The organism is Dehalogenimonas sp. 4OHTPN, from assembly GCF_040448695.1.
In the GTDB taxonomy this organism is placed as follows: Bacteria; Chloroflexota; Dehalococcoidia; order Dehalococcoidales; family Dehalococcoidaceae; genus Dehalogenimonas.
Window position 1 is genome coordinate 1,564,975 of record NZ_CP159307.1, and the last position, 21,257, is coordinate 1,586,231.

Below are 21,257 nucleotides of genomic sequence, written 5' to 3' on the forward strand. Positions count from 1 at the left end.
CAACTAGGATTCATCCGGCCGGGGGCATCGGTTTTCTTTCAGTGGCAGCGCGACGGTGAAAACCGCGCCATCCCCAAGTTCGCTTGACACGGTCAACTGCCCGCCATGTTCCGCAACTATACCGTGGCAAATCGACAGGCCGAGTCCGGTGCCGCCACTGTCGCCGCGAGTGGTAAAAAATGGATCAAATAATTTGTCCAAATACTCCGGTTTGATGCCCGGCCCGTTGTCTGCCACGGTCACCACGATGAACTCATCAAGAACGCCGGTAGTAATGGTCAACCTGTCGCCTCTGCCGGCCGTCGCGATTGCCTGTTCGGCGTTGACAATCAGATTGACCAGCACCTGCTCTAACTGATACTGGTCTGCCATGATACATGGCAATTCCGCCAGATGAGTCACAACCTGAATGCCCCTTTGGCGCAACTCATACTCACGTAAAGCCAATGACTCCTTGACGATGCTGTTAACATCCACGGGTTCTTTGCTTGGCTGGCGCTGACGGGCAAAGGTAAGCAGGTTCTGGACTACCCTGGCAGCTCGAAGCGCTTCGGAATGGATCCTCTTTAAATCAGCGGCTATTTTTTCATCAGTTGCCTTACGGAGTAGCCTCTCCGAAAAGCCGATAATTCCAGTCAAGGGGTTGTTAATCTCGTGGGCGACGCCAGCTGCCAATTCACCGACAGAGGCCAGCCGTCCCGATACATTTAACTCGGTTTGAAGCTGCTGTTCTCGCTTTTCAGCCTGCCGCGTAGCCGTCACATCCCTGGCGAAAGCCCAGTAATAATGCTTATCGTTCAACTGTATATAGGTAATCAGGATTTCCACCGGCAGTACGTGCCCGTCTTGACGCCGGTACTCCGACTGCCAAACCATTGAACCAGCCTGCCTGAGTTCCCTAAATAGTTTAAGCCAGTCACGCTTGGTGTGGCCGGCATCTATTTCATAAATAGACAGCGACATGATCTGCCCGAGGTTATAACCAAGCAGGCGGCAGGCAGCGGCGTTGGCATACATCAGAGTGCCGCTTTCGTTGAGCCAGAAAATCGATTCGGGCGCGTTTTCGACTGCAAACCGGGTCAGCCGTCCCATCTCCTGCGCCGTTTTCAAGTGGGTATTATCGATCAACGAAAGAAGCGAAAGGTCGGTCCCGGGAAACATGGCTACATTGATTTCTATCTCGTGGATGCTGCCGTTATGATCAAGTAAACGGAATTCATAGAGTTCCGGGGCAGTACCCGGGTGACTGCGGCGCAGCCGGTGATATTCCTGAGCTTTTTTCCGGTCAGACTCGGCGACGAACTCAAACCAGGAGTGCTTTCCTTCTATCTCGCCGACCGAAAGATCAACCAGTCGGGCAAGCGTCTCATTGGCCATAACAATGATGCCATGCTCATTAAGTACAGCCTTGGCGGTGCCACTGCGTTCGAACATAGTGCGGAAGGTCGAAGCCGCATCAGCCAGCAGACGCTGCTCGATGGAATCTCTAACGGAAATCTGGTTTTTGCCGTTGTCACGACCGGGCATCTGATTCGTCCGATAAAATATCGATCATAACTTCAGATCGGCTGCGTATTAGCTTCGGCCGATGCGGATAAAGCTTTTCACCGCGTTAAGAACATCAGCCTCTCCGAAAGGCTTGTTCATTACGCCAAACGGACCCTGCGACAGCGCCTGAGCCATTGATTCGGAATCAGGGAATCCGGTGATGATGGTCACCGGCAAATCCGGATCTAACGCGCGGATCTTACGCAGGACGTCAGCGCCGCTCATACCCGGCATCTTGAGATCAAGGAAGACCAGGGCGAAATCCTTGGCTTTAATATATTCCAGCGCCTCAGCGCCTGAACCCGCAGTTATGACCCGGTGACCGGCATCTTCAAGGATATCCCGGAACAGGTCACGTATGGTCTGGTCGTCGTCGACAACCAGTATGGTGGCTTTGGCGCCGACCGCAGTCGAGCGCAGCCATTCGTCAATAGCGGCTTTGTCGAACCGCCAGCTGTGGCTAACCTTGAGCGCCGGAATCGATCCCTGCTGCAGCAGTCTGTAGACCGTCTTCTGGGTGACCCTAAGATAATCCGCAACTTCGCGCACAGTCAGTAATTCCGGCATCAAGTTATCTCCTTAATCAAACGCTTTAAACCCGAAAAACGGCATAAGTATATTATTATGGACATTGTTAGTCAAGGATTAGTGAAGTTCTAATACCGGCGGTGAAATTGTCCAAGACCGGTCAAATGACTTCTGGAGCAGCTTCAGCGGCAAGCCTTACTGTTTCAGCGCCGTCGTTCACACCCACGTCTACCAACAGAAGCGGTACCCCGAGACTCCGGTAATATTCTATCAGAGGCATCGTCTGCTGTTCATATATCGTCAGCTTTCTAGCTATCGAGGAGGCGCTGTCGTCACACCGACCGCCCCGATCGCCCCCTGTATCGCTTACAATTCGCCTCATCACCGTTCCGGCGTCACATTCCAGGACAATTACCCCAGCCATTTCAACCAGGCTGTTCAGTGCCGCCGCCTGACCGGCATGCCGCGGCAAACCGTTCAGGATAATGAGACTGTCCCTATCTATGCTGGAGATGAACTCGTTCAGAATCTTAGCAGCGATCGGGAATTGTTGGTCCGTTAAAAGCACGCCGTTAGCGAGTGACTCTCGTACTACCTGGAGCTCGGCAGGAGTGAGTTCAGGACCAAGTCCCGGCGCGCAGCTCCGCAGGCTAGCACCAAAATCAAAATGGCGGCATCGCCTTCCGCGAAACCCGCTTTTCTCCAGTGCCTCGCCAAGCGGCGTCTTTCCGGAGCCAGTCGGACCCAGTAACAAAATAGCCTGAGGCAATCGTATTAGATTGTTCACCTAAAACACCCGATACCTTGAATAACGTCCCGATTTCATCACTACTCCCCAGGCTGGTGACAATCGCAGATAACGGCGGGAGTCTAAGAATCGCGTTCGGATAATCCCGATAACAAGTTGACAGCGTTGACAGGGTAATGGCATACTCTAGTGCGGTTGAAAGTTGGTATCCCAGCCCAGGTTTGTCCCGCGGTCCGGATGGCCTAACCGTAAACCAAAGTATAATAAAAAAAGGAGCGAGTGTCATCCCATGGCCCAGGACAAAATCATCCAATGCGCAGACTGCGGCGCTGATTTCACCTTCAGCGCTTCCGAGCAGGAGTTCTTCGCTTCCAAGGGCTTCACCAACGAGCCCAAACGTTGCCCTTCCTGCCGCCAAACCCGGAAACAGACCCGCGGTGGTGGCGGCGGCGCCTCCGCCGGCGGTCCCCGTCAGATGTTCCCCGCTGTCTGTGCCGCATGCGGCCGCGAGACTCAGGTGCCCTTCGAGCCGCGCAACGGCCGCCCGGTTTACTGCAGCGACTGCTTCGCGAAGTCCAAGAGCGCTTACTAGAAACCGCATCGACAGGTGAGCTGAGAGAGAGCCCTTCTTCTGAAGGGCTCTCTTATTATTATCTTCCAGGCCGCGCTGTGAAAACGAAAGGTACGATTCACTGCCGCGCGCGGCGAATGAACGCAACACCGGGCGGCAGCAAGTTTTCACCATGAGCGATCTCCAATCTCAAAACGCGGGGGAACGCAGAGATTATAGCACACACGTACGATATAGCTGTCAAGGCAGTTCTGTCGTTTTTGGGGGAATATTTTTTCCGAAGCCGCCGCATATTTCACCAGTTACGCGACAATGTTGACAGTTTTGTAGTCAAAACGCTTGCGTAATTAGTCATTTCAACGATAGAAACGGCCTTAAATTCATATTAAAATACCCGGGCAGGCTGGCGAATTGCCTGACATTACGAACGAAAGCGCGTTTAACAGAATAGGAAGCGAAGTACGCGGGTACTATTAAGACCGGGTTTAGAGGTCTTAATTTCCAAAGCTGGCAGTACTAAGATACTATTGACTATATTCAAGCCTGCCACATATAATTTTTTTCGCTAACTGAACTGTCATTCAGTTAAGAATAAAAAACATGAACGGGAAGGTGGTGACAAACAGATGAAGTTCTTAAAGAAATTCCGCAAGGGCCAGAAAGGCTTTACCCTGATTGAGCTTTTGGTGGTCATTGCCATCCTGGGCGTCATCGCCGCCGTGGCGGTGCCGAACATCCTCAGCTTCATTGGTGAAGGCAATGATGAGGCAAAAGCTGCCGAGTTGCACAATGTGACCGTTGCTGTCACCGCTGCTCTGGCTTCAAGCACAGCGAATCCCCCGGCAGTAGTTGCTTACGACAATGTAGGCATTCCATCGACTCCTGGTGCGGCTGTCGACAATCCTGCTAAATATTTGGTCAACAAGACCGTCTACGCTTACACAATCACCGCATCGGGTGGCATCACTCAGGGCAACAAATATACCTGGCCGTAATAAACAGCCGCATGAAACAGAAGAATCCCATAATCTGGGATTCTTCTGTTTCTAAGCACATTTTTCATGAAGGCGACTTTGATGAGGATCCGTAGTCAACAAGGGTTTACTCTTATCGAACTTCTAGTTGTGATCTCGATACTCGCAGCGATGACTGTGATAGCGGTTCCGAACGTTTTGAAATTCGTAGGCGAAGGCACAGATGAGGCAAAAGCCGCTGAATTGCATAACGTAACCGTTGCCGTGACGGCTGCTCTCTCATCAAGCACCTCAACGCCTCCAACTTGTTTTACCTACTCTGATGAAGGTATTCCGAGCAACCCCTCCGCAGCGGATAATGACCCAGCAAAATTTTTACTTAGCCCTACCGTCTACTCTTATACGATAACTTCATCAGGTGGAATTACGCAAGGCGACAAATATACCTGGCCTTAATTGATACTTTGTAACGCTTTGTTGTCACTTTTCTAAAAAGTATTGACTACGTTCCGTATATCATATTAAAGTAGTCATGAGGCACAAAGCATTGATTAAATTATTTAAATCAAGAAAAGGTTTCACACTCCTAGAAATTCTTGTTGTTCTTGCAATATTCGCTGTTCTCGCCGGCATCGCGGTTCCAAATGTCATCAAGTTTATAGGCGAGGGCGGAGAATCGGCGGCCGCTGAAGAGTTACACAACGTGGTTGTTGCGGTATCAGCAGCATTAAGCTTCAGTACCGATTTACCCCACGAAATTAGCCGGGCATATTCCGATGAGGGAATTATCCCCAACCCATCCGCGGATCTCACCGATCCAGCAAGATATATTCAAAATCCAACCGTATTTAAATATAATATCAGCTTATATGGTGATGTAACTCAATTAGGCAAAGTCGGTTGATCTAACTGGTAAAATAGAAAAGAAGCCTCTTTTGAGGCTTCTTTTCTATTTTCGGTACGTTAATTTATTCGATAAAGCACGCGTACATCCCACCGCCACCCGCAGTCCTCCGCTTAGCCGCAGCCCTCGGCCGGGCGCCCAACAGGCGCTCAATCTCTTCAGTATCCGCGCAGTAATCATAAACCGTCTCACGAGTGATCTTTTCATGCTTGTAAAGATCCACCAGGGACTCATCCAGCGTCAGCATGCCCTCATCCCGGCTGGTGCGCACCACGTTGGGCACCTGGTAGAGCTTTTCCTCACGGATGAGGTTGCGGACGGCGGTGTTGGCCAGCATGATCTCCACGGCGGCGATGCGGCCGTTGGTGGCGGCGCGGGGCACGAGGGTCTGGCACAGCACGCCCATGAGAAGCGAAGCGAGGCGGGTATAGGCCAGGTGGCGCTCATGCGGCGGGAAGAGGTCAATGATGCGCTCCAGCGCCTGGTGGGTGGAAGGGGCATGGGAGGTGGTCAATACAAGGTGACCGGTCTCCGCGACAGTCAGCACGGCGGCGGCGGTCTCCAGGTCACGCATCTCGCCGACCATGATGACATCAGGGTTCTGGCGCAGGACGTGCTTAAGGGCCTGGGAGAAGGAGCGGGTATCGGTACCGAGCTGGCGCTGGGTAATAGCACAGCGGAGAGACGGATGGACGTATTCAATGGGGTCTTCAATGGTGACGACGTGCTTGGCGGCGTTGTGGTTCAAATGTTGGATCATGGCGCCGAGGGTAGTGGACTTGCCGGAGCCGGTGGGGCCGGTGACGACGACGAGTCCCCGGGGGCGCATCACCAGGTCCTTGCAGATCTGGGGCAGCTCAAGCTCATCTATGGTGGGAATGTCCGGCGGCAGCAGGCGGATGGCCAGCGACACCGCGCCACGCTGCTGGGCGGCGTTGCAGCGCAGACGTCCGACGCCGGGCATGGTAAAGCCGAAATCAAGCTCCAGCTCCCGCTGGAAGGTCTCCAGGTCACGCGGCTCTGCCAGCTGGGACAGGGCGGCGATGTTGTCCTGAGGGGTAAGCGGCGTGGCGCCGTCCAGGGGCTCCAGGGCGCCGCGGACGCGCACCAGCGGTGGCGAATCCACCACCATGTGGAGGTCAGAGCCGTTGCGGTCTTTAGCCTGGGTGATGAGCTCAAATATATCCATCATAAGACAACAGGTTACCTTCCGGTATAGAACCACGCCGATTGGATGATAAACCGCTGATATCGAGCCCCGCTTCCGGGGCTCGATATCAGTAACGTATGACTTAGTAAACCGTCAGGGTGAACTTATAGACATACACCTTGGTGTCTTCAGTAAGCTCTTTGATTATTTCGGTGACGACGACGTTCTCAAAGCGCAGAGTGTTGCGGAGCTGGGTGGCATAAAGGAAGACTTCGGCTTCCGATTTGGTGGCGACGCCGGTAACGATCATGTACGAGCCGTCCCAAACAACGCTCTCCAGGGTCACGGTGAGCAGCGGCTTCTGGATCCAGGCGTTGCGGACGATGCCGGAGGCGAATTCACGCTGCTCCCGCAGTGATTCATAAGCGGAGCGGAGGGCCAGGGCTTCTTTATCTATCGGCGGGACAAGGACATTGACGTCATCGATCTGCTTTTTCAGCCCGGCCAGCTTAGCCTGCTCCTGGGCGATCTGGACAGTCAGGGCGTCTATCTTGGGCTGGATGGTGTCCGTTTCCGTCTTGATGTCCTCCACATAGGTCCAGCCGTAATACAGCGCGCCGAGGAGGAGGACGCCGGCGACCGGGGCCAGGATGTTGAACCAGTTGACGCCCCGCGGCAGGTAGGCAGCCGGCATGGCGTTAAGGTCAATCATCGAGCCGTATTCGCCGTCGCCGGCCTGGCGGACAGCCATGCCCAGGTTGACCATGTACTGGGTCATATCAAAGCCTTCCGGCATGGTGAAGCCGGAGGTCATGGCTTCCACCGAGTGGCCTTCATCGCCGCCGAGGACGGTCCAGGCGTCTTTATTGCGGGCCAGTTCGCCGGCGACCAGGACGGGTACATCGGCGCCGAACGGGGCTTCCGAGTGGGAAGAGTTATAGAAGGTGACGGTGCGGGAGATTTCCTCAGCGATGGACATGAGGCGCTCAGAGTCAGAGCCGACGTCCATGGGAATGGAGAAGGAACGGATGACCTCCGGTACGCGGTCAACCAGGATGATGATGTCAATGGACGACAGCCAGGTGTTGACGACCACCGACCGGGGGACGTGGACGCTGCGGCCCAGGGCCAGCGGAGCGATGTCCATGACCTTGATCTTGAGGCCGGCCTTCTGGATGGTGCGCACCAGGGCATCGGTGGCGTTTTTGGGATGGGCGGCCAGGAAGAAGCGCAGTTCGTGGGGGGCCCTGGACTGCAGCTCCTGGCGAGAGAGATAGACCTGGTCCATGGGCACCGGGATGACCCGGGCGCCTTCGGCTTGGAGGGCATCATCGAGAATGTTCTTGGGGACTTCCGGCAGGTTGACCAGGCGGAAGATGGAGTTCAGGCCAGAGATGGCGGCCGTCACTTCGCCGGTCACACCATGAGAGGAAGCCAGGGAGCGGATGCGCTCCGCCACAGCGTCTTCCTGCATGATGACGCCTTCATTGACCATGCCGGAATCCAGCATCATGGAGGCCCATTTTTCCACCGTCTTGCCGGCGGTGACCATGAGCTTGATCTCGTTATCTTCGATATAGATAGTAGTCAGTTTCTTGGCCATCGGCTTACCTTTCCAGCGCCAGAATGTTGATGGTGATGAGGGCATCCGGCAGCGGCACGCCGCCGATCTCAGGATCGAACTCGGTGTAGAAGGTGATAGAGACCGCGTCTATGGTGGCGGTCAGGTAGGGGTCCGAGGTTTCCAGATTGCCGATGAAGTCATTGATCTTGAGGATGGCGCCGGAGACCTTGATCTCCATGTCCGTGGACTGGTACTTGATACCGCCGATGGTGACGGAGGACGGCTCATTGCCGCGGAACTCCACCAGGTTTAGCTGGTTGTTGGCGGCCAGGATGAACAGCTTGGCGCCGTAGTCAATGGTCTGGATGGCGGCCACGGGCGGCGGGGTGGGCCAGACGGCCTGCCACTCTGCCAGAGACTCACGGGCGGCGGCCAGCTTGGCCTGGGCGGCGGTAAGGTCAGCCTGCGCGGCCGTCACATTAGCCTGAATGGGCGGCAGCAGCGCCTGGGTGGAGGTCAGAAGCGCCTCCTGGGTGTCACGGCGGTCAAGCTCATCCTGCCACAGCATGTAAAGCAGGACGCCGGCGATAATGAAGAGCCCCAGGAAGAGGATGGTGATGAACGCCTTGCTAATTCTCATTCAAGCTCCTTGTTCAAGTTGTTGGGGGTTAGGGTGCGGCGGTGATATTCCAGGTGCGGACGGCGGTTGGATTGAAACCCGGAAGATTCATGGTATCTTTGTACTCGGGATTGTAAATGATAGAAAAGTTCTTATCCGCACTAATATCTTCCGGGATATCAATGCCCTGGCCGCAGATTACGCTACCAATGATTTCCGCTTCTTTCTTAAACGATATGCCGCCGTTGGGGGCATAAATCAAAGCTTCCAAGTCGGCTTCTTTACGGAAATCAATGCTGCCGTTGACCGAAAAGATCAAATCATTTCCAGTTGGATTCGTGCCGTAATTGCCGATCTTCTCAAACCCGATATTGCCGACGGCAACTATGCTACCGGTACCTTGAATCAAAGTATCCTGACCGATGTCAATGGTTCCTTCAACATAGATGGTCCCATGAAGGTTAATGATGATATTTTTATCCGTGGTTAAGTTGCCCGTTATATATTTCGGCCCAAAATCTACGGTAATACTGGCGCCAGGCGGATCGTTGATCTTATAGTTGCCAGTTATTGTCCCGCCGACCAGTGCCTCTGTCTTAAATCCAAGAGCAAAGGCGGCGTTTTCCTGAGCGGTCGGGAAGACTAAACCAGCGGCATTTTCGATGATTTCAGGTGTTCCATCATTGTCGTCTTCGTGAATCAAGCCGCCCTGGGCGTCAAATTCACCCAATGCGAAGACATCACCATTAATATAGGCATCTTTTTTCAGAGTGATGTCGTTACTGGCAACCATCGCGCCATCGAAAATGTTCAGGTTAGTACTAATGATAAAAGCGGTAATGAGAGTATTTGAATCAGTGCCTGTGCTGGATGACTCCACCTTGTAAAGGTTGGAGGCTTGTTTGGTGACTTTTACGTGGACGGTCTCGCCGTTTGTCGGCGTGAGTAAGTTGAATTCCCTGAAATCTGTCACCATCACCGGGACTCTGGATGAATCCTGGGGATCCTGCCGGATTTCCCAGAGAGCGTGCTCAACGCCGGCATCCGCGGCATAATAGTCCTCAACCTGGATTTCAACATTCCGCCCGACGTTCAGGCTGGTGGTGACCAGCCCTACCAAGGGGCCAATAATGAGCCCGCCTATCGCAAGCATGATCATGGCGAGAATCAACGCCTGACCGTTTTGCCGTCTGCCGAACCTTATCAGATTTTTCATCTCCCTACCCCCTTGCCCTATACGTTATCAGGGCGCGGCTCTATCTTATAAAAACGGACTTCTGTAGCGGCATTATTCCCTGTACCGACAACCACGGTAATTTTCAACTCAAACACAGCTCCGGCCTGACGAAACCATGTTGGCGCAGTAGCATCAGCAATGTCCGCAAAATATTGTACACCTGATGCGATAGTCTGTGTTGAAGGTGCACCCGCATTAATAGTTTCTGTCCGCTGCAAATTGTTGCCAACAATCTGATAGGTTATCACTTTTACACTTGGGCTGCCGACGTAGGCAGTAAGGTCTTCAGTTAGAGTCAGGACAAAGCCATTCACCCCACCGAATGACATATGAGTTGCCTGTAAAGCGTCACGGCTCATCCACTGGCCGGCATTTTGAACATTTCTTATCGCCAGGGTGCGGTTTTGGCTAAGATCATTGGTATTGAAAATGGACATAGTGGTCATGGCAACGGCAGCCATAATCACAGTTAGAATCGCCATGGCGACAAGAATCTCGACAAGGGTAAAGCCACGCTCACGTCTGCTTATTCTTATAAGAGTTCTTGCGTTCATCACCGATTCACCTTGTAACCTTCGATGGTGACGCTGCCGTCCCAAACATTAGGATTGTTACTGACATCAAATTGGACGACCACAGTTATTTTTTGGATGCCCCTGTCCCAAGACCAAACCTCTGGGGAACCTGGCAATTTTGTATTTAAAATGCCAGTGGTGGGATCTACAGGTTCCACGGTCACAGTAATTGCAAAATCGCCGGTAAACGACACAATATCGTAAGCATCCTTGGGCCTTAGCGGATCGACCGGCACTTTAGAGAAATCCAGGTAGGCTTCCTTTTTTATACTTTCCAACTGGCTGCGGGCAAGACTTTCAGCGGTCGACTTGGCGTCATCCAGCATATTAGCCCTTAATGCGTACTGAAGAGTTATCAAAAAGGCTACACCCACAACGGTGAGAATCAACATCGCTATCAGCACTTCGATGAAGCTGAAGCCGTTTTTCTTAAGCCTTATTCTATTGTTCACCGGGGCGGCCATGAGGCCACCTCTCCTTCTACGCATTACAGCTGCCCGTACATTGAGTACATAGAGGAAACCAGGGCGACGGCGATGAAAGCGACAATCAGGCCGATGATCACGGTCATGGCGGGCTGGATGAGGCCTATGGCGGCCTTGATGCGGTCGTCGGCTTCCATATCATAGGTGTGGGCGACGGTGGAGAGGGTGTCGTCCAGTTTACCGGTTTCCTCACCGACGCCGACCATCTGCACCATCATCGGCAGGAAGACCTTGCGGCGGGTCATGGGGCCAGAGAGGCCTTCGCCGCGGATGAGTTCCTTCTGGACCTCGCCGATTGCCTCGCCGATAATCTTGTTAGAGGTGGCATTCCCGGCCTGGGCCATGATTTCAGGCAGCGGCAGGCCGGCGCGGAACAGCAGGGCGATGGTCTGGGAGGCGCGGGAAAGCTCCGAAAGCTGGATGATGCGGCCGATGACGGGCATCTTCAGCATGGCTTTGTCCACGTTGTAGCGGCCGATGGGGGTGCGCATCCACATGATGAGGGCGATGACGCCGAGGACCAGGGCGCCGAGGATGTAGATGCCCCACTGGGTGGAGAAATCAGTCACGGCGATGAGGATGCGGGTGGCGGTGGGGAGCTCGGTGCCGAGCTGCCGGTAGAGGTCGGTGAAAGTGGGCAGGACGAAGATCATCAGGATGGAAACGACGATCACGGCCACCACGGCGACGACCACCGGGTAGGTCATGGCGCTTTTAATCTTTTTCTGGGTCTCGTTCATGCGGGACATGAAGTCCGCCATGTTGCGGAGGACGGTCTCAAGGTTGCCGCCCTGCTCGCCGGCGGAGAGGACGCGGTGGAACAGCGGCGAGAAGGCTTTGGGATGCTTGCTCATGGCGGCGGAAAGGGAGGAGCCGCCGCGGATGTCGTTGGCGACGGCCGAGAGCACTTTTTTGAAGGTGGCGTTGGTGGTCTGCTCCTGCAGCAGTTCCAGAGAGGTCACGATATCGGTGCCGGACTCTAAAAGCAGCGCCAGCTGGCGGGAAAAAAGGATGATTTCACCCAGCTTGACCTTGGGGGTGAACATCGAGGAACCGGCCGCAGAGAACAACTTGGATTGGGATTTGAGCGAAAGCACCTGGTAGCCGTTGTGGTGCAGCAGTTTGGCCGCGGCGTCGCGGTCAACGGCCGAGATTTTACCCTGCACCAGCTTGCGGTCCTGAGCATAGGCCACGTAAGCGAAGTTCATCTGTTCACCCTTCGATGGTCTTCATCATTAAACAACGTTTCCACTAGCGATATGTCACCATTCAATCTATTATACAACGCGCCGCAATCGTTTTTACGATGTAGTCAAAATTACTACAGAAGTAATTAGTACTGCTCTTCCGGCGAATAAGCGCTCCTCAATATTTCCGACGGCGTGGTGATGCCTTCTTTCACTTTGAGCATGCCGTCCTTCATCATGGTCACCATGCCCTCGCGGATGGCCTGGGCGCGGATGTCGGCAGAGCCGGCGCCGTCCAGCAGCATCCGTTTAAGTGTCTCAGAAAAATACATGATCTCAAAGACGCCGACCCGGCCCAGATAACCGGTATAGGCGCAGGATTTGCAGCCGGTGCCGTAAGTGAACTTGGCACGCTTTTCGCCGGTTTCCCGCTCATAAGCCACCTGTTCGATGACTGGGGCCTCGACCTGATGCGAGCAGTAGGGGCAGATGCGGCGCACCATGCGCTGGGCGACGACGCCGATGATAGCCGAGGAGATGAGGAAGGGCTCGACGCCAAGGTCGATCAACCGGAAAAGCACGCCGACGGTATCGTTGGCATGGATGGAAGACAGCATCAGGTGACCGGTCAGGGCCGCCTGGACGCCGATGTTGGCCGTCTCGGCGTCGCGGACCTCGCCGACCAGGATGACGTCCGGGTCGAGCCGGAGAATGCTGCGCAGGCCAGAGGCGAAAGTGATGCCGGCCTGGACGTTGACCTGAATCTGGTTGATATCCTTAAACCGGTATTCGGCCGGGTCTTCAACCGTGATGACGTTCCTGGTTTTGGTATCTATCGAAGAGAGCGAGGCGTACAGGGTGGTCGTCTTGCCGGCGCCGGTGGGGCCGGAAATGAGGATCATGCCGTAGGGTATGCGCAGCATGTTCTCGTATTTGGCCAGCGACTCCTTGTTGAAACCGAGCTGGGACAGCTGCATCAGCCCGCGGGATTTGTCCAGAAGCCGGAGCACCGACATCTCGCCGTGGACGGTGGGGGCGGTGGCGACGCGGATATCGATGGTGCGGCCACCGGCCTGGGTGGAAAACTGGCCGTCCTGGGCGTGATGATGGTCGGCGATATTGAGCGATGAAAGAATCTTGATGCGCGAAATGATGGCGCGCTGCACCGAAATGGGCAGGCTCATCATTTCCTGGAGCGAACCGTCGATGCGGAAACGCACCCGCATCCGCTCTTCATCCGGCTCCAGGTGGATGTCCGATGCCCGCGCCTTGACCGCTTCTTCGATAATCAGGTTGAGCGCCTGGGCCAGCGGCGCATCCACGGCGGCATCCATGGCCAGCTTTTCATCGGTAGCGTCGGCGGAGAAGGACATCCGGGACAGGAATTTATCGACCTCACCATAGCCCTTGTAGTTGAAGTCGATGGCTTCCCTGAGTTCTTTTTCATCGGCCGGCAGCGCCTTGACCCGCCGCTTGGAGTAAGCGGTGAGGGCTTCCAGAGCCAGGATGTCCGAGGGGTTAGCCATGGCAACCTCAATGGTGTTGCCGGAGATCCTGACGGGAATGGCGTTGTAACGCCGGGCCATGATTTCGGGGATGATTTTTAAAGCCTCGGCTGAAGGCAGCTGCCGCAGTTCCCGTCCCAGCTTGCCGTTTTCAGACGCCCTGGCTTCCCCATTGGCGGCAGGTTTGACATCAGACGGCGGCGCGGCAGGCTTAGTCTCAGCCGCCTCGGGTTTTGCAGCCTCGGCGGCGCCGGCGATTGATTTAACATCGGCCGGCGCGGCCGGCTCTACCGCAACGGCTTTAACTTTATCCGCTGTGTCTGCAGAGCTTTCGGATTTCGCCTTCGCTGTCAGGGCGCCGAGTTCAATGATGCGGATCTTCTGGCTCTCGGCAAACCGGGCCGCTTCCTCCGACAGGATCGCCGGGGTGGCGATGAATTTGGAATTGATGCGCGCGTCGTAAGCCTTGGTATCAAAGAGCGCGATTTCTTCCAGGTTCAGCGTGGGTCCATGTTCAAAAACATCAATGCCGAGCCGATGCTCCTGGGTGCCGTTCTGCCTGGCTACCAGATCAAAGGTATGCTGGATGCCGCTGCGGCCGGTCAGCTTGGCGTGCTCCTCGACCTTATAACCGGTTTTTTTCAGCGTTTTGATGAGGTCAGCCCGGTCGGTGAATTTCAGAGGGCGGTCGAGGACAATGGGCGGCTCCGGCGTCCCGGTATCTTCCTGGAGCAGCACCTGCAGGGAGGCTTCATCAAACATCTGCACTTTCTGGCTGTCGGCGAATTCCTGGACCTGTTTGGCCAGATTGGTCGGCAGGATGACGGCCCGCTCCGAGATGCCGGCGTCATAGGTCTTGTTGGCGAAGGTGAAAACCGCCGCTTCAGCCGAAGAGCGGTCGGTTATCCCGTTCAGAACGGCGAAGGCGATAGTGCGGCTGGCAAAACCATCATCACGGCGGGCCAGCAGGTCAAAAGAATGTTCCAGCCCGGAGCGGCCCTGAAGTTTGGCCTGCTCCGTGACCTCATAGCCCTGGCCGCGCATATAATTGGCCAGGCGGTTTCCGATATTCTTGTTTTCTGAAGTTTTAATGGCGGGCATTCAGGCTTTCCTTCGACTTAATAATCAAACACCGGTTGATTATACTTCAATTGCCTGACAGTTGCGATTGCCTCATCCTGCCGCCGGCTCTCTGCCCAGCGGAATGTAGCCGCGGCGGATAGCCAGGACGGCGGCGTGAGCCCGGTCGTTGGCGTTCAACTTGCGCAGAATGGCTGAAATATGGTTTTTGATGGTCTGCTCCGATATTTTGAGAGCCGCGGCGATCTGTTTATTGGTATGGCCTTCGGTGACATGGATAAGTATCTGGCGCTCGCGCTGAGTCAGCGGGGCGACAACGTCGAGCCCGGCGTCAATCTCATTCAGTTCCTGGAACTGCCTCAACACCTGCTCGGCGATCGTCGGCCTGGTGGTCAGCAGTTCGTTAATGGGATATTCACCCCGGGACGCCCGGTCGATAGTTTCCAGCAGCTCAACGGCAGTGGTGCTTTTCTTCAGGCAGGCCACGGCGGCGGTGCGGATGACATCGAACAATTCAGTGTCGTTGGGATCTGGAGACAGGATAATGACGCGGGTATTTGGGAAATAGCGGACGATTTTCCGGCCGAGTTCAAGGCCGTTGGAGGTGGTCAGGTCTGAGCCGAGGAGCACGATCTCCGGCAGCACCGCCTCTATCGCCTCCAGCGGATCCTGGTTGGGATCGCACTCCAGTACTTCCAGATTCGGCCGCCCTTCCAGTGCCCGCGCCACCCCGGCGCGAAAAAAAGGCTGCTCATCGCAGATCATAACCTTAGTTCTATTCATCAGCGGCTCCGTTCATCTCCTGGGATTCGCCCTCACCGTTTTGGTTGCTGTGGCCGGCTAAAAACTCCTCGATGTCCTCGCGCCGGAAGCGGCGGTCACCCCTGGGGCCGAGCTGGTAGGCTTTAAGCGTGCCCTGATTGCTCCAGCGCCGAACGGTGTTGATATGCACGTTCAGAATGGCGGCCACCTCGGTGGTAGTCAGCATAGGCGTTACCGGCGCCCGGTTGGCATTCACCATAATCTAAACCTTTCTTTACCTAACTATATATCACTATTCGGTACTATTGCGCATTGTACCTCAACGAATACTACCTAACAATACCTCTTTAGTACTATTTTTCCCAGGATGTTTGCGTCTCCGCATTCGGCGGGGCATAATGAGACCATGTACTTTAGTTTGAGCCCGGGCAAAGCTAGAGGCCTAAGACAGATCTCCGGAGCCGGCGGCAGATTCACCATGGCCGCGATGGACCATCGCGGCTCGCTGGAACACGAACTGTGCGCCGCCTCCGCCCAGGGCTGCTACAACGATATGGCGGATTTCAAAATGGACCTGTGCGCCGCCCTGGCCCCTCATGCCAGCGCCGTTCTGCTTGACCCTATTTTCGGCGCCGCCCAGGCGATCAGCCGCGATGTCCTGCCGAAAAGCGCCGGCTTACTGGTTAGCGTTGAAGCCACCGGGTATCAGGGCGATCAAACAGCCCGCCGGAGCCGTATTCTTGACGGTTGGGGGGTTGCTAAAATCAAACGGCTCGGTGCCTCAGCGGTCAAGATGCTGACTTACTTCAGACCGGATTCCGGGGATTTAGCCGCAGACCAGTTGGAGCTGGTGGCGGAAGTAGCGAAGGAATGCCAGAAACACGATATCCCCTTCCTGGTGGAACCGGTATCTTATCCGCTGCAAGGCGAAAGCGCGGCGGCATTTGCCTCGAAGAAGACATCCATCGTCGTTGAGACAGCCCGCCTGATGACCGGCTTGCCGATAGATGTCCTGAAAGCTGAATTCCCCGCCGACATCAGCCTTAATTCCGACGACAAGGCATTGACTGACGCCTGCCGGAGTCTTGACGCCGCCGCAAGCAAACCCTGGGTGATACTCTCAGGCGGAGCGAGTTACGAGGTATTCCGGCGCCAGGTTGAATTCGCCTGCCGCGCCGGGGCTTCCGGATTCCTAGCCGGGCGGGCCCTCTGGCAGGAAGCCGTTGCCATTGGCAACCGCATTGAGCGCCGGCGTTTCCTGGAAACTGTCGCCGCCCGGCGACTCATGGAAATAAGCTCTTTCGCGGAAACGCTAGGCCAGCCATGGTACCAAAAAATAGGTCTGGCTGGGGATCAATTATTCGATGTCAACGCCGAATGGTACCGTAACTACTGACGGCGCCGCAGGACCTTAACGGCATCGCCATCTCGTTCAACCCCACCGACCAGGGTCATCTCAACAAGGATTTCAGACAGCCGGGAAATTTCTGCCAACCGCATGCGGATTTCAATACCCGCTGATCCGCCGCTGAGAAATAACAAGCTGGCATTTGGGATCTGGGTTAAATTATCGCGGAAGGCAGTCACATCGCCGGCGCTGAAGCCGCTTAACTTAAGAGTGTAATCCCCCGGTAAAAATTCCCCGAGATCCGATTGTAACTCCGTTGTGCCCTCTCCGGAGGCTAACTCCGCTTCTTTATTCTCGGTTTTCTTTTGTTCTGCGAAGCGGGCGGCTTTTTTTTCTTTAGCCATCATCCGTGCCTGCTGCCTGGCTTCTTCCTCGGCGGCAGCCCTGGATGCGGCTTCCTCCTTAGCTTTGGCAGCGGATTCTAGGCGGGCGATTCGGTCAGCGTCTTGCTGCCGCCGTTTCTCGGCTTCGGCTGCCTTCTTTTCTTCCTCAAGCTTCCGGCGGGCCTCCAGCCTGCTTTGAGCTTCAGCCTCGCGGCGCTGGCGGGCTTCAAGCTCAGCCCTTTGTTTGGCTTCACGTTCCGCCAGTTTTTTCGCCTCAGCTTCGGCTTTGCGCTGCGCTTCGGCATCAGCGCGGGCTTTGGCTTCAGTTTCCAAACGAGCCTGCTTCTCCGCTTCAGCCTGAAGAAAAGCCTGGCGCTCACTTGCTTTAGCTTCTTCCCGGGCTTGCTTCTCAGCCTCGCGGCGCTGCTGTTTTTCAACTTCCGCCTGATGCCTGGCTTCACGCTCGGCTCTGATTCTGGCGGCTTCTTCCTCCCTGGCCTTCTCGGCGGCCTCTCGCCTGGCCCGGGCTTCAGCATCGCGGCGTTCTCGTTCGGCTATACGCGCCTGCTCCTGCTCCCGCAACCGGTTTGCCGCAGCCTCAGCCTCAGCGCGGCGGCGGGCGTTCTCTTCTTCCTTAGCCTGCCGGCGAAGCAGTTCCTTTTGCTCCCGGGCAGCCGCCTGGGCAGCGGTGCGGATTTCCGCCTTTAATTCCGTGGACTCACGGCGGACCGCGTTTTCATCGGTTATTTCACTTGGCGGAAGGCTGGGATTGTCATCGCGGCTCTGATCCAAAATGGTCCCCCTAGCGGGTTTATGAGGGCTTCCCCCAGCGAAAGTATATGGCGATAAGGGGGCAGTGTCAATCGGTAGCTTCTCCAGGATGGTTCCTGGAGTTGACTATTAGTGAAGCGATGAAGCGGAAATCAAATAGAACGGGGTGGCTCAGGGATTCTTAGGCGGTATGGGATCAATCTTCTATCGACAGCAGCCAGTCGTAGCCGTTGCGGACCGCAGCGATAGCCTTCTCCAGAGCCGCCTGAACGGCGGCGGAACCGCCGGCCGGGGTGTTGGACAGGGTGTCAAGCTGCTGATTGGCATAATCGGCAAGGGACGCATCCTGCGAAGAACGCGCGGTAACCGGTACGGAAGCTCCGGGGGGTTGGACAACATTCGGCGGTTCAGGACTCCCGGCAATAGTCGCGTCCTGAGATTTTTCAGGTCCGAAAGACGGCATGGTGAGCATCCCCGAGTCAGTGCTGCCGGTTTTGATTGCGGCAGCGGCGGTGAAGTTGTTTTCGATGCGGCTAACAACTTCAATAATAGTTTGGGCATCGCCTTTGCCGGCGAGGTATACGATTTCTGCCACGCGCCGGTCATTCAGAGCGGTATACAAATCCAACTTGGCGCCGGACGGGATGGGAAGGCTGACCAGCGCCTCTTCGAGAGACAATTTCAACGGATAAAGGACCTGGTCCGGCATCGCCCCGGAGGCGGCATAGGCAACACCCCCGCCGGCCAGCGTCAGCCCCATTACGAAAGTGGCGACAGCATTGGCCCACCCGAAGCGCCAGAAAGGCTTGGCCTGACGGCGGGACAATTCAGCCATACGTTCGTTCAGAGCGTACCGGATTCGCATTCTGGCGCCGGCCGGCGGAGCTACGGCGGCAGCCCTGGAAATATCCAGCGAAGTCAACAGCAGGCTTTCCAGTTCAGCGGCATACTCCGGATATCTTTCCAGGCAGCTGGCCACGGTGGCTCGGCCGCTGGCCACTTCCTCCAGGCAGTCGTTGAAAATCTGGTCTATGCCAATGTTCTGTTTCATATCGGTTCACACATAATCCGGCGCAGGGCGGCCACGGCGCTGTGCTGCATGGCCTTCACCGCGCCCTCCGTTTTGCCCAATAGGCGGGCCACCTCGGTTATCGGCATCTCGGCGCCGAAGCGCAGGGTTATCACTTCCTGCTGAGACGGCGTCAGTTTTTTCAAAGCCTCTATCAATTCCCTGGTTTCCAGCTTCAGTTCGGTCTCGGCAGCGATGTCCTCCTCCGAGGGCAGCGGCAGCGATTCATCCAGTTCCAGCGTCGGCCGACGAGACCTTTTCCTCAGGCAGTCCACCACCTGGTTGTGAGCGATGCGGTAAAGCCAGGCGGAGAAGGGTACCTCGCGCACTTTATAGGATGTAATCGATTCCAGAGCGTTCATGAACACCTGCTGCGTAAGGTCTTCCGCTTCGGAGCGGCTGCCGATTTTGAGCGCCACATAGCGATAGATCCTGTCGAAGTAGGCCCCATATAAACGGCCGAAAGCCTCCGCGTCACGCGCCTGAGCCCGCGCTATTAGACTTTGCTCATCCTGCACCTTGGAAAAACCCCCTTGTCGGCATCGGAGTGTCGAGAGTTTACCGACACTGTCCGGTTTTTGGTCGGTGCAATAATTATAACGAAAGGGCTGTGCCGGGGATAGCACCGGACGGTGACAAAAACTAACGAAATGATGGCGGTTTGCCGCATTGAAACAATGACAGGATGGTGACGAGGGTCAGCCCTGCGGAAAACGGGTGGGCGGAGAAAACTCTTAGATCTCGATCTCCTGGCGGCCGAGCTTGATATTCTCCAGGTAGTCGGCTTTGATGCCCATGGTCTCGGAGATCTCCAGGTCAACATCGAAAGGCTTGCCCATATAGATCTTGCCTACCTCCTCAGCGGTACCATGCAGCGGGTCCTCGTCGGTGATGAACTTCTGACGGGCTTCGACGATCCCCATGTCGAAGGGTAGAGTGAAATATAAATCCGCCAGCACCTTATCCAACCCCATCGCGTGGAGGTTCTTCCAGCCGTCCTTGCCGCCGCCGTATTTTACTATCGGCAGCAGCGACATAAGATTGGCGATGGTGAAATGCCCTTGCCCCTTGACCACTTTCAGCGGCGTAACCGAAATTAGATAGTCAGACGACAGAATTATGTTGGGTATCCAGAAGGTCGGTACGATAAACGGCTTTGGCAGCGGATTATCCACCTCCACCCAGGTGGAATCCTTCACGTCCAAAGTCAACACTCTCGGGAAATCATAACCCAGGGACTGGAAAACAGGCTTGACCGGTTCGCCGCCGGGGGTTCCGTCAAGAATGATGATATCGGCGTCCGAAATCCAGCGGATGCCCTTGATGATCCTGGTGATCATATCCCGGCTGGTGGTGACCGGGTACCCCGCCGCGAAATGGGCCGAAGGCTTAATCAGGACGCGGCGGGCTCGGGAAATCGCTTCAGGAGCCTTGAAAGTGAATTGGGATGCGCTGTAAATCAAATCGGGAACCCTTTCATCCGAACTTCAAAACCAGGCGACCAGGTTGCGGGCCCTGTGGCTAGCTTATTTTCCGCCCCTTGCCGGACAAGTTCGCGGGCGCGTTTCATATCGGCTTCGGTATTGATATTAAAAAAAGACAGCCGTTCCGGATCAAACCGGTCAATTTCATCTGCTTCAATGTAGCGGACGCTGACACGGCGGAGCAGTTCGCTGACGCTGTAAACTCCTTCGTCGAGCATGGCCCGGATCTTGGGCAGGCAACGGCAGCTATAAATGGAATGGAGCGGCTCAATACCTTTACCCAAACGCGGCACGACAGCGTCGTAGCCCGAGGACGCCGCTGCCATATAACGCAACAGCCCCAGGTTCAGGAACGGCATATCGCAGGCCACCGCCAGGTTCATTTCGGAACGCGAGTTAAGCAGTCCGCTGTAGATACCTACCAGCGGCCCGCGCCCGGGCCAGGCATCAAGGACGATCCGGACGCGCTCCACTGTATCGAGTCCCAATTCCGTATTATGCGGACCGGTGACGACGACGATTTCCGTGCCTAAAATAGAAAGGCTCGAGACTGTTCGATGGATCAGGGTTTGGTGGTCGAGCGTCTCAAGCGCTTTGTTACGGCCGAACCGCAAGCCGCGGCCCCCGGCCAGAACGATGCAACTTAATTCCAAAACTGCGTAGGCTTAGTTCAGCCCCTCCTATACATTAATTTTAACATAACAGTCAATAGCCGCCCTCTGTTTGACTTTGAACAACTGGTAATCTATCCTGAATTATTCCTGT

Annotated in this window: 23 protein-coding genes; 5 read left to right on the top strand and 18 right to left on the bottom strand. The window is 55.5% G+C overall.

Features of this window, described 5'->3' with window-relative positions; genetic code table 11:
* Positions 1-3: 3 nt before the first annotated feature.
* From ABV300_RS08095 to ABV300_RS08105, 3 genes are all read right to left on the bottom strand, one after another.
* The gene (locus ABV300_RS08095) at positions 4-1,527 is read right to left on the bottom strand and encodes a PAS domain S-box protein (protein WP_353714352.1); all 1,524 of its coding nucleotides are present in this window, start codon (positions 1,525-1,527) and stop codon (positions 4-6) included.
* 48 nt (positions 1,528-1,575) lie between these two features.
* A complete protein-coding gene (locus ABV300_RS08100) occupies positions 1,576-2,115 on the bottom strand; it encodes a response regulator (RefSeq protein WP_058439199.1) in 540 nt (179 codons plus the stop codon).
* Positions 2,116-2,236: 121 nt separating this feature from the next.
* Positions 2,237-2,863 (bottom strand): nucleoside monophosphate kinase, encoded by a 627-nt coding sequence (locus tag ABV300_RS08105; RefSeq protein ID WP_353714353.1) that lies wholly within the window; start codon positions 2,861-2,863, stop codon positions 2,237-2,239.
* Positions 2,864-3,113: 250 nt separating this feature from the next.
* Between ABV300_RS08105 and ABV300_RS08110 the strand changes: the two genes are divergently transcribed.
* The 4 genes from ABV300_RS08110 (at position 3,114) to ABV300_RS08125 (ending at position 5,273) form a co-directional block, all read left to right on the top strand.
* The gene (locus tag ABV300_RS08110; protein WP_058439197.1) at positions 3,114-3,416 is read left to right on the top strand and encodes a zinc-ribbon domain containing protein; all 303 of its coding nucleotides are present in this window, start codon (positions 3,114-3,116) and stop codon (positions 3,414-3,416) included.
* Between the two features lie 605 nt (positions 3,417-4,021).
* Entirely contained in the window at positions 4,022-4,390 is a 369-nt protein-coding gene (locus ABV300_RS08115) for a type II secretion system protein (protein WP_353714354.1), read from the top strand.
* 81 nt (positions 4,391-4,471) lie between these two features.
* Positions 4,472-4,825, top strand: coding sequence for a type II secretion system protein (locus tag ABV300_RS08120; protein WP_353715387.1), 354 nt, complete (start codon positions 4,472-4,474; stop codon positions 4,823-4,825).
* A 91-nt stretch (positions 4,826-4,916) separates the two neighbouring features.
* Positions 4,917-5,273 (top strand): type II secretion system protein, encoded by a 357-nt coding sequence (locus ABV300_RS08125; RefSeq protein ID WP_353714355.1) that lies wholly within the window; start codon positions 4,917-4,919, stop codon positions 5,271-5,273.
* Positions 5,274-5,337: 64 nt separating this feature from the next.
* Here the strand turns inward: ABV300_RS08125 and ABV300_RS08130 are convergent, their stop codons facing one another.
* The 10 genes from ABV300_RS08130 to ABV300_RS08175 form a co-directional block, all read right to left on the bottom strand.
* Positions 5,338-6,465 (bottom strand): PilT/PilU family type 4a pilus ATPase, encoded by a 1,128-nt coding sequence (locus ABV300_RS08130; protein ID WP_353714356.1) that lies wholly within the window; start codon positions 6,463-6,465, stop codon positions 5,338-5,340.
* 100 nt (positions 6,466-6,565) lie between these two features.
* Positions 6,566-8,026 carry a pilus assembly protein PilM gene (pilM, locus tag ABV300_RS08135; RefSeq protein WP_353714357.1) on the bottom strand — a complete coding sequence of 487 codons (1,461 nt, stop codon included), beginning with the start codon at positions 8,024-8,026 and terminating at the stop codon, positions 6,566-6,568.
* Positions 8,027-8,030: 4 nt separating this feature from the next.
* Positions 8,031-8,627, bottom strand: a complete 597-nt coding sequence (locus ABV300_RS08140) for a hypothetical protein (protein WP_353714358.1) — start codon at positions 8,625-8,627, stop codon at positions 8,031-8,033.
* A 28-nt stretch (positions 8,628-8,655) separates the two neighbouring features.
* Entirely contained in the window at positions 8,656-9,822 is a 1,167-nt protein-coding gene (locus ABV300_RS08145) for a pilus assembly PilX N-terminal domain-containing protein (RefSeq protein ID WP_353714359.1), read from the bottom strand.
* 17 nt (positions 9,823-9,839) lie between these two features.
* The gene (locus ABV300_RS08150) at positions 9,840-10,397 is read right to left on the bottom strand and encodes a type II secretion system protein (RefSeq protein WP_353714360.1); all 558 of its coding nucleotides are present in this window, start codon (positions 10,395-10,397) and stop codon (positions 9,840-9,842) included.
* A complete protein-coding gene (locus tag ABV300_RS08155) occupies positions 10,397-10,882 on the bottom strand; it encodes a type II secretion system protein (protein ID WP_353714361.1) in 486 nt (161 codons plus the stop codon). The genes ABV300_RS08150 and ABV300_RS08155 overlap by 1 nt, the downstream gene beginning before the upstream one ends.
* A gap of 23 nt (positions 10,883-10,905) precedes the next feature.
* Positions 10,906-12,111, bottom strand: a complete 1,206-nt coding sequence (locus ABV300_RS08160; RefSeq protein WP_353714362.1) for a type II secretion system F family protein — start codon at positions 12,109-12,111, stop codon at positions 10,906-10,908.
* A gap of 125 nt (positions 12,112-12,236) precedes the next feature.
* Complete coding sequence (locus ABV300_RS08165) at positions 12,237-14,696, bottom strand: GspE/PulE family protein (protein WP_353714363.1); 2,460 nt, start codon at positions 14,694-14,696, stop codon at positions 12,237-12,239.
* Positions 14,697-14,768: 72 nt separating this feature from the next.
* Positions 14,769-15,458 (bottom strand): response regulator transcription factor, encoded by a 690-nt coding sequence (locus ABV300_RS08170; RefSeq protein ID WP_353714364.1) that lies wholly within the window; start codon positions 15,456-15,458, stop codon positions 14,769-14,771.
* Positions 15,451-15,696: a helix-turn-helix domain-containing protein gene (locus ABV300_RS08175; protein ID WP_353714365.1), complete on the bottom strand. Its 246-nt coding sequence runs from the start codon at positions 15,694-15,696 to the stop codon at positions 15,451-15,453. The genes ABV300_RS08170 and ABV300_RS08175 overlap by 8 nt, the downstream gene beginning before the upstream one ends.
* 147 nt (positions 15,697-15,843) lie before the next feature.
* Between ABV300_RS08175 and ABV300_RS08180 the strand changes: the two genes are divergently transcribed.
* Entirely contained in the window at positions 15,844-16,833 is a 990-nt protein-coding gene (locus ABV300_RS08180; protein WP_353714366.1) for a tagatose 1,6-diphosphate aldolase, read from the top strand.
* Here ABV300_RS08180 and ABV300_RS08185 read toward each other — a convergent pair.
* The 5 genes from ABV300_RS08185 to ABV300_RS08205 all read right to left on the bottom strand — a co-directional run bounded on the left by ABV300_RS08185 (position 16,827) and on the right by ABV300_RS08205 (position 21,145).
* Positions 16,827-17,960, bottom strand: a complete 1,134-nt coding sequence (locus tag ABV300_RS08185) for a hypothetical protein (protein WP_353714367.1) — start codon at positions 17,958-17,960, stop codon at positions 16,827-16,829. The two genes, ABV300_RS08180 and ABV300_RS08185, sit on opposite strands and share 7 nt — an antisense overlap.
* 175 nt (positions 17,961-18,135) lie before the next feature.
* A complete protein-coding gene (locus tag ABV300_RS08190) occupies positions 18,136-18,990 on the bottom strand; it encodes a DUF5667 domain-containing protein (protein ID WP_353714368.1) in 855 nt (284 codons plus the stop codon).
* Positions 18,987-19,526 (bottom strand): ECF subfamily RNA polymerase sigma factor, BldN family, encoded by a 540-nt coding sequence (locus ABV300_RS08195; protein ID WP_353714369.1) that lies wholly within the window; start codon positions 19,524-19,526, stop codon positions 18,987-18,989. Before ABV300_RS08195 ends, ABV300_RS08190 begins: the two co-directional genes overlap by 4 nt.
* Before the next feature lie 216 nt (positions 19,527-19,742).
* The gene (locus tag ABV300_RS08200) at positions 19,743-20,471 is read right to left on the bottom strand and encodes a DUF362 domain-containing protein (protein ID WP_058439181.1); all 729 of its coding nucleotides are present in this window, start codon (positions 20,469-20,471) and stop codon (positions 19,743-19,745) included.
* Entirely contained in the window at positions 20,468-21,145 is a 678-nt protein-coding gene (locus ABV300_RS08205) for a molybdenum cofactor guanylyltransferase (protein ID WP_353714370.1), read from the bottom strand. The genes ABV300_RS08200 and ABV300_RS08205 overlap by 4 nt, the downstream gene beginning before the upstream one ends.
* Between the last annotated feature and the right edge of the window lie 112 nt (positions 21,146-21,257).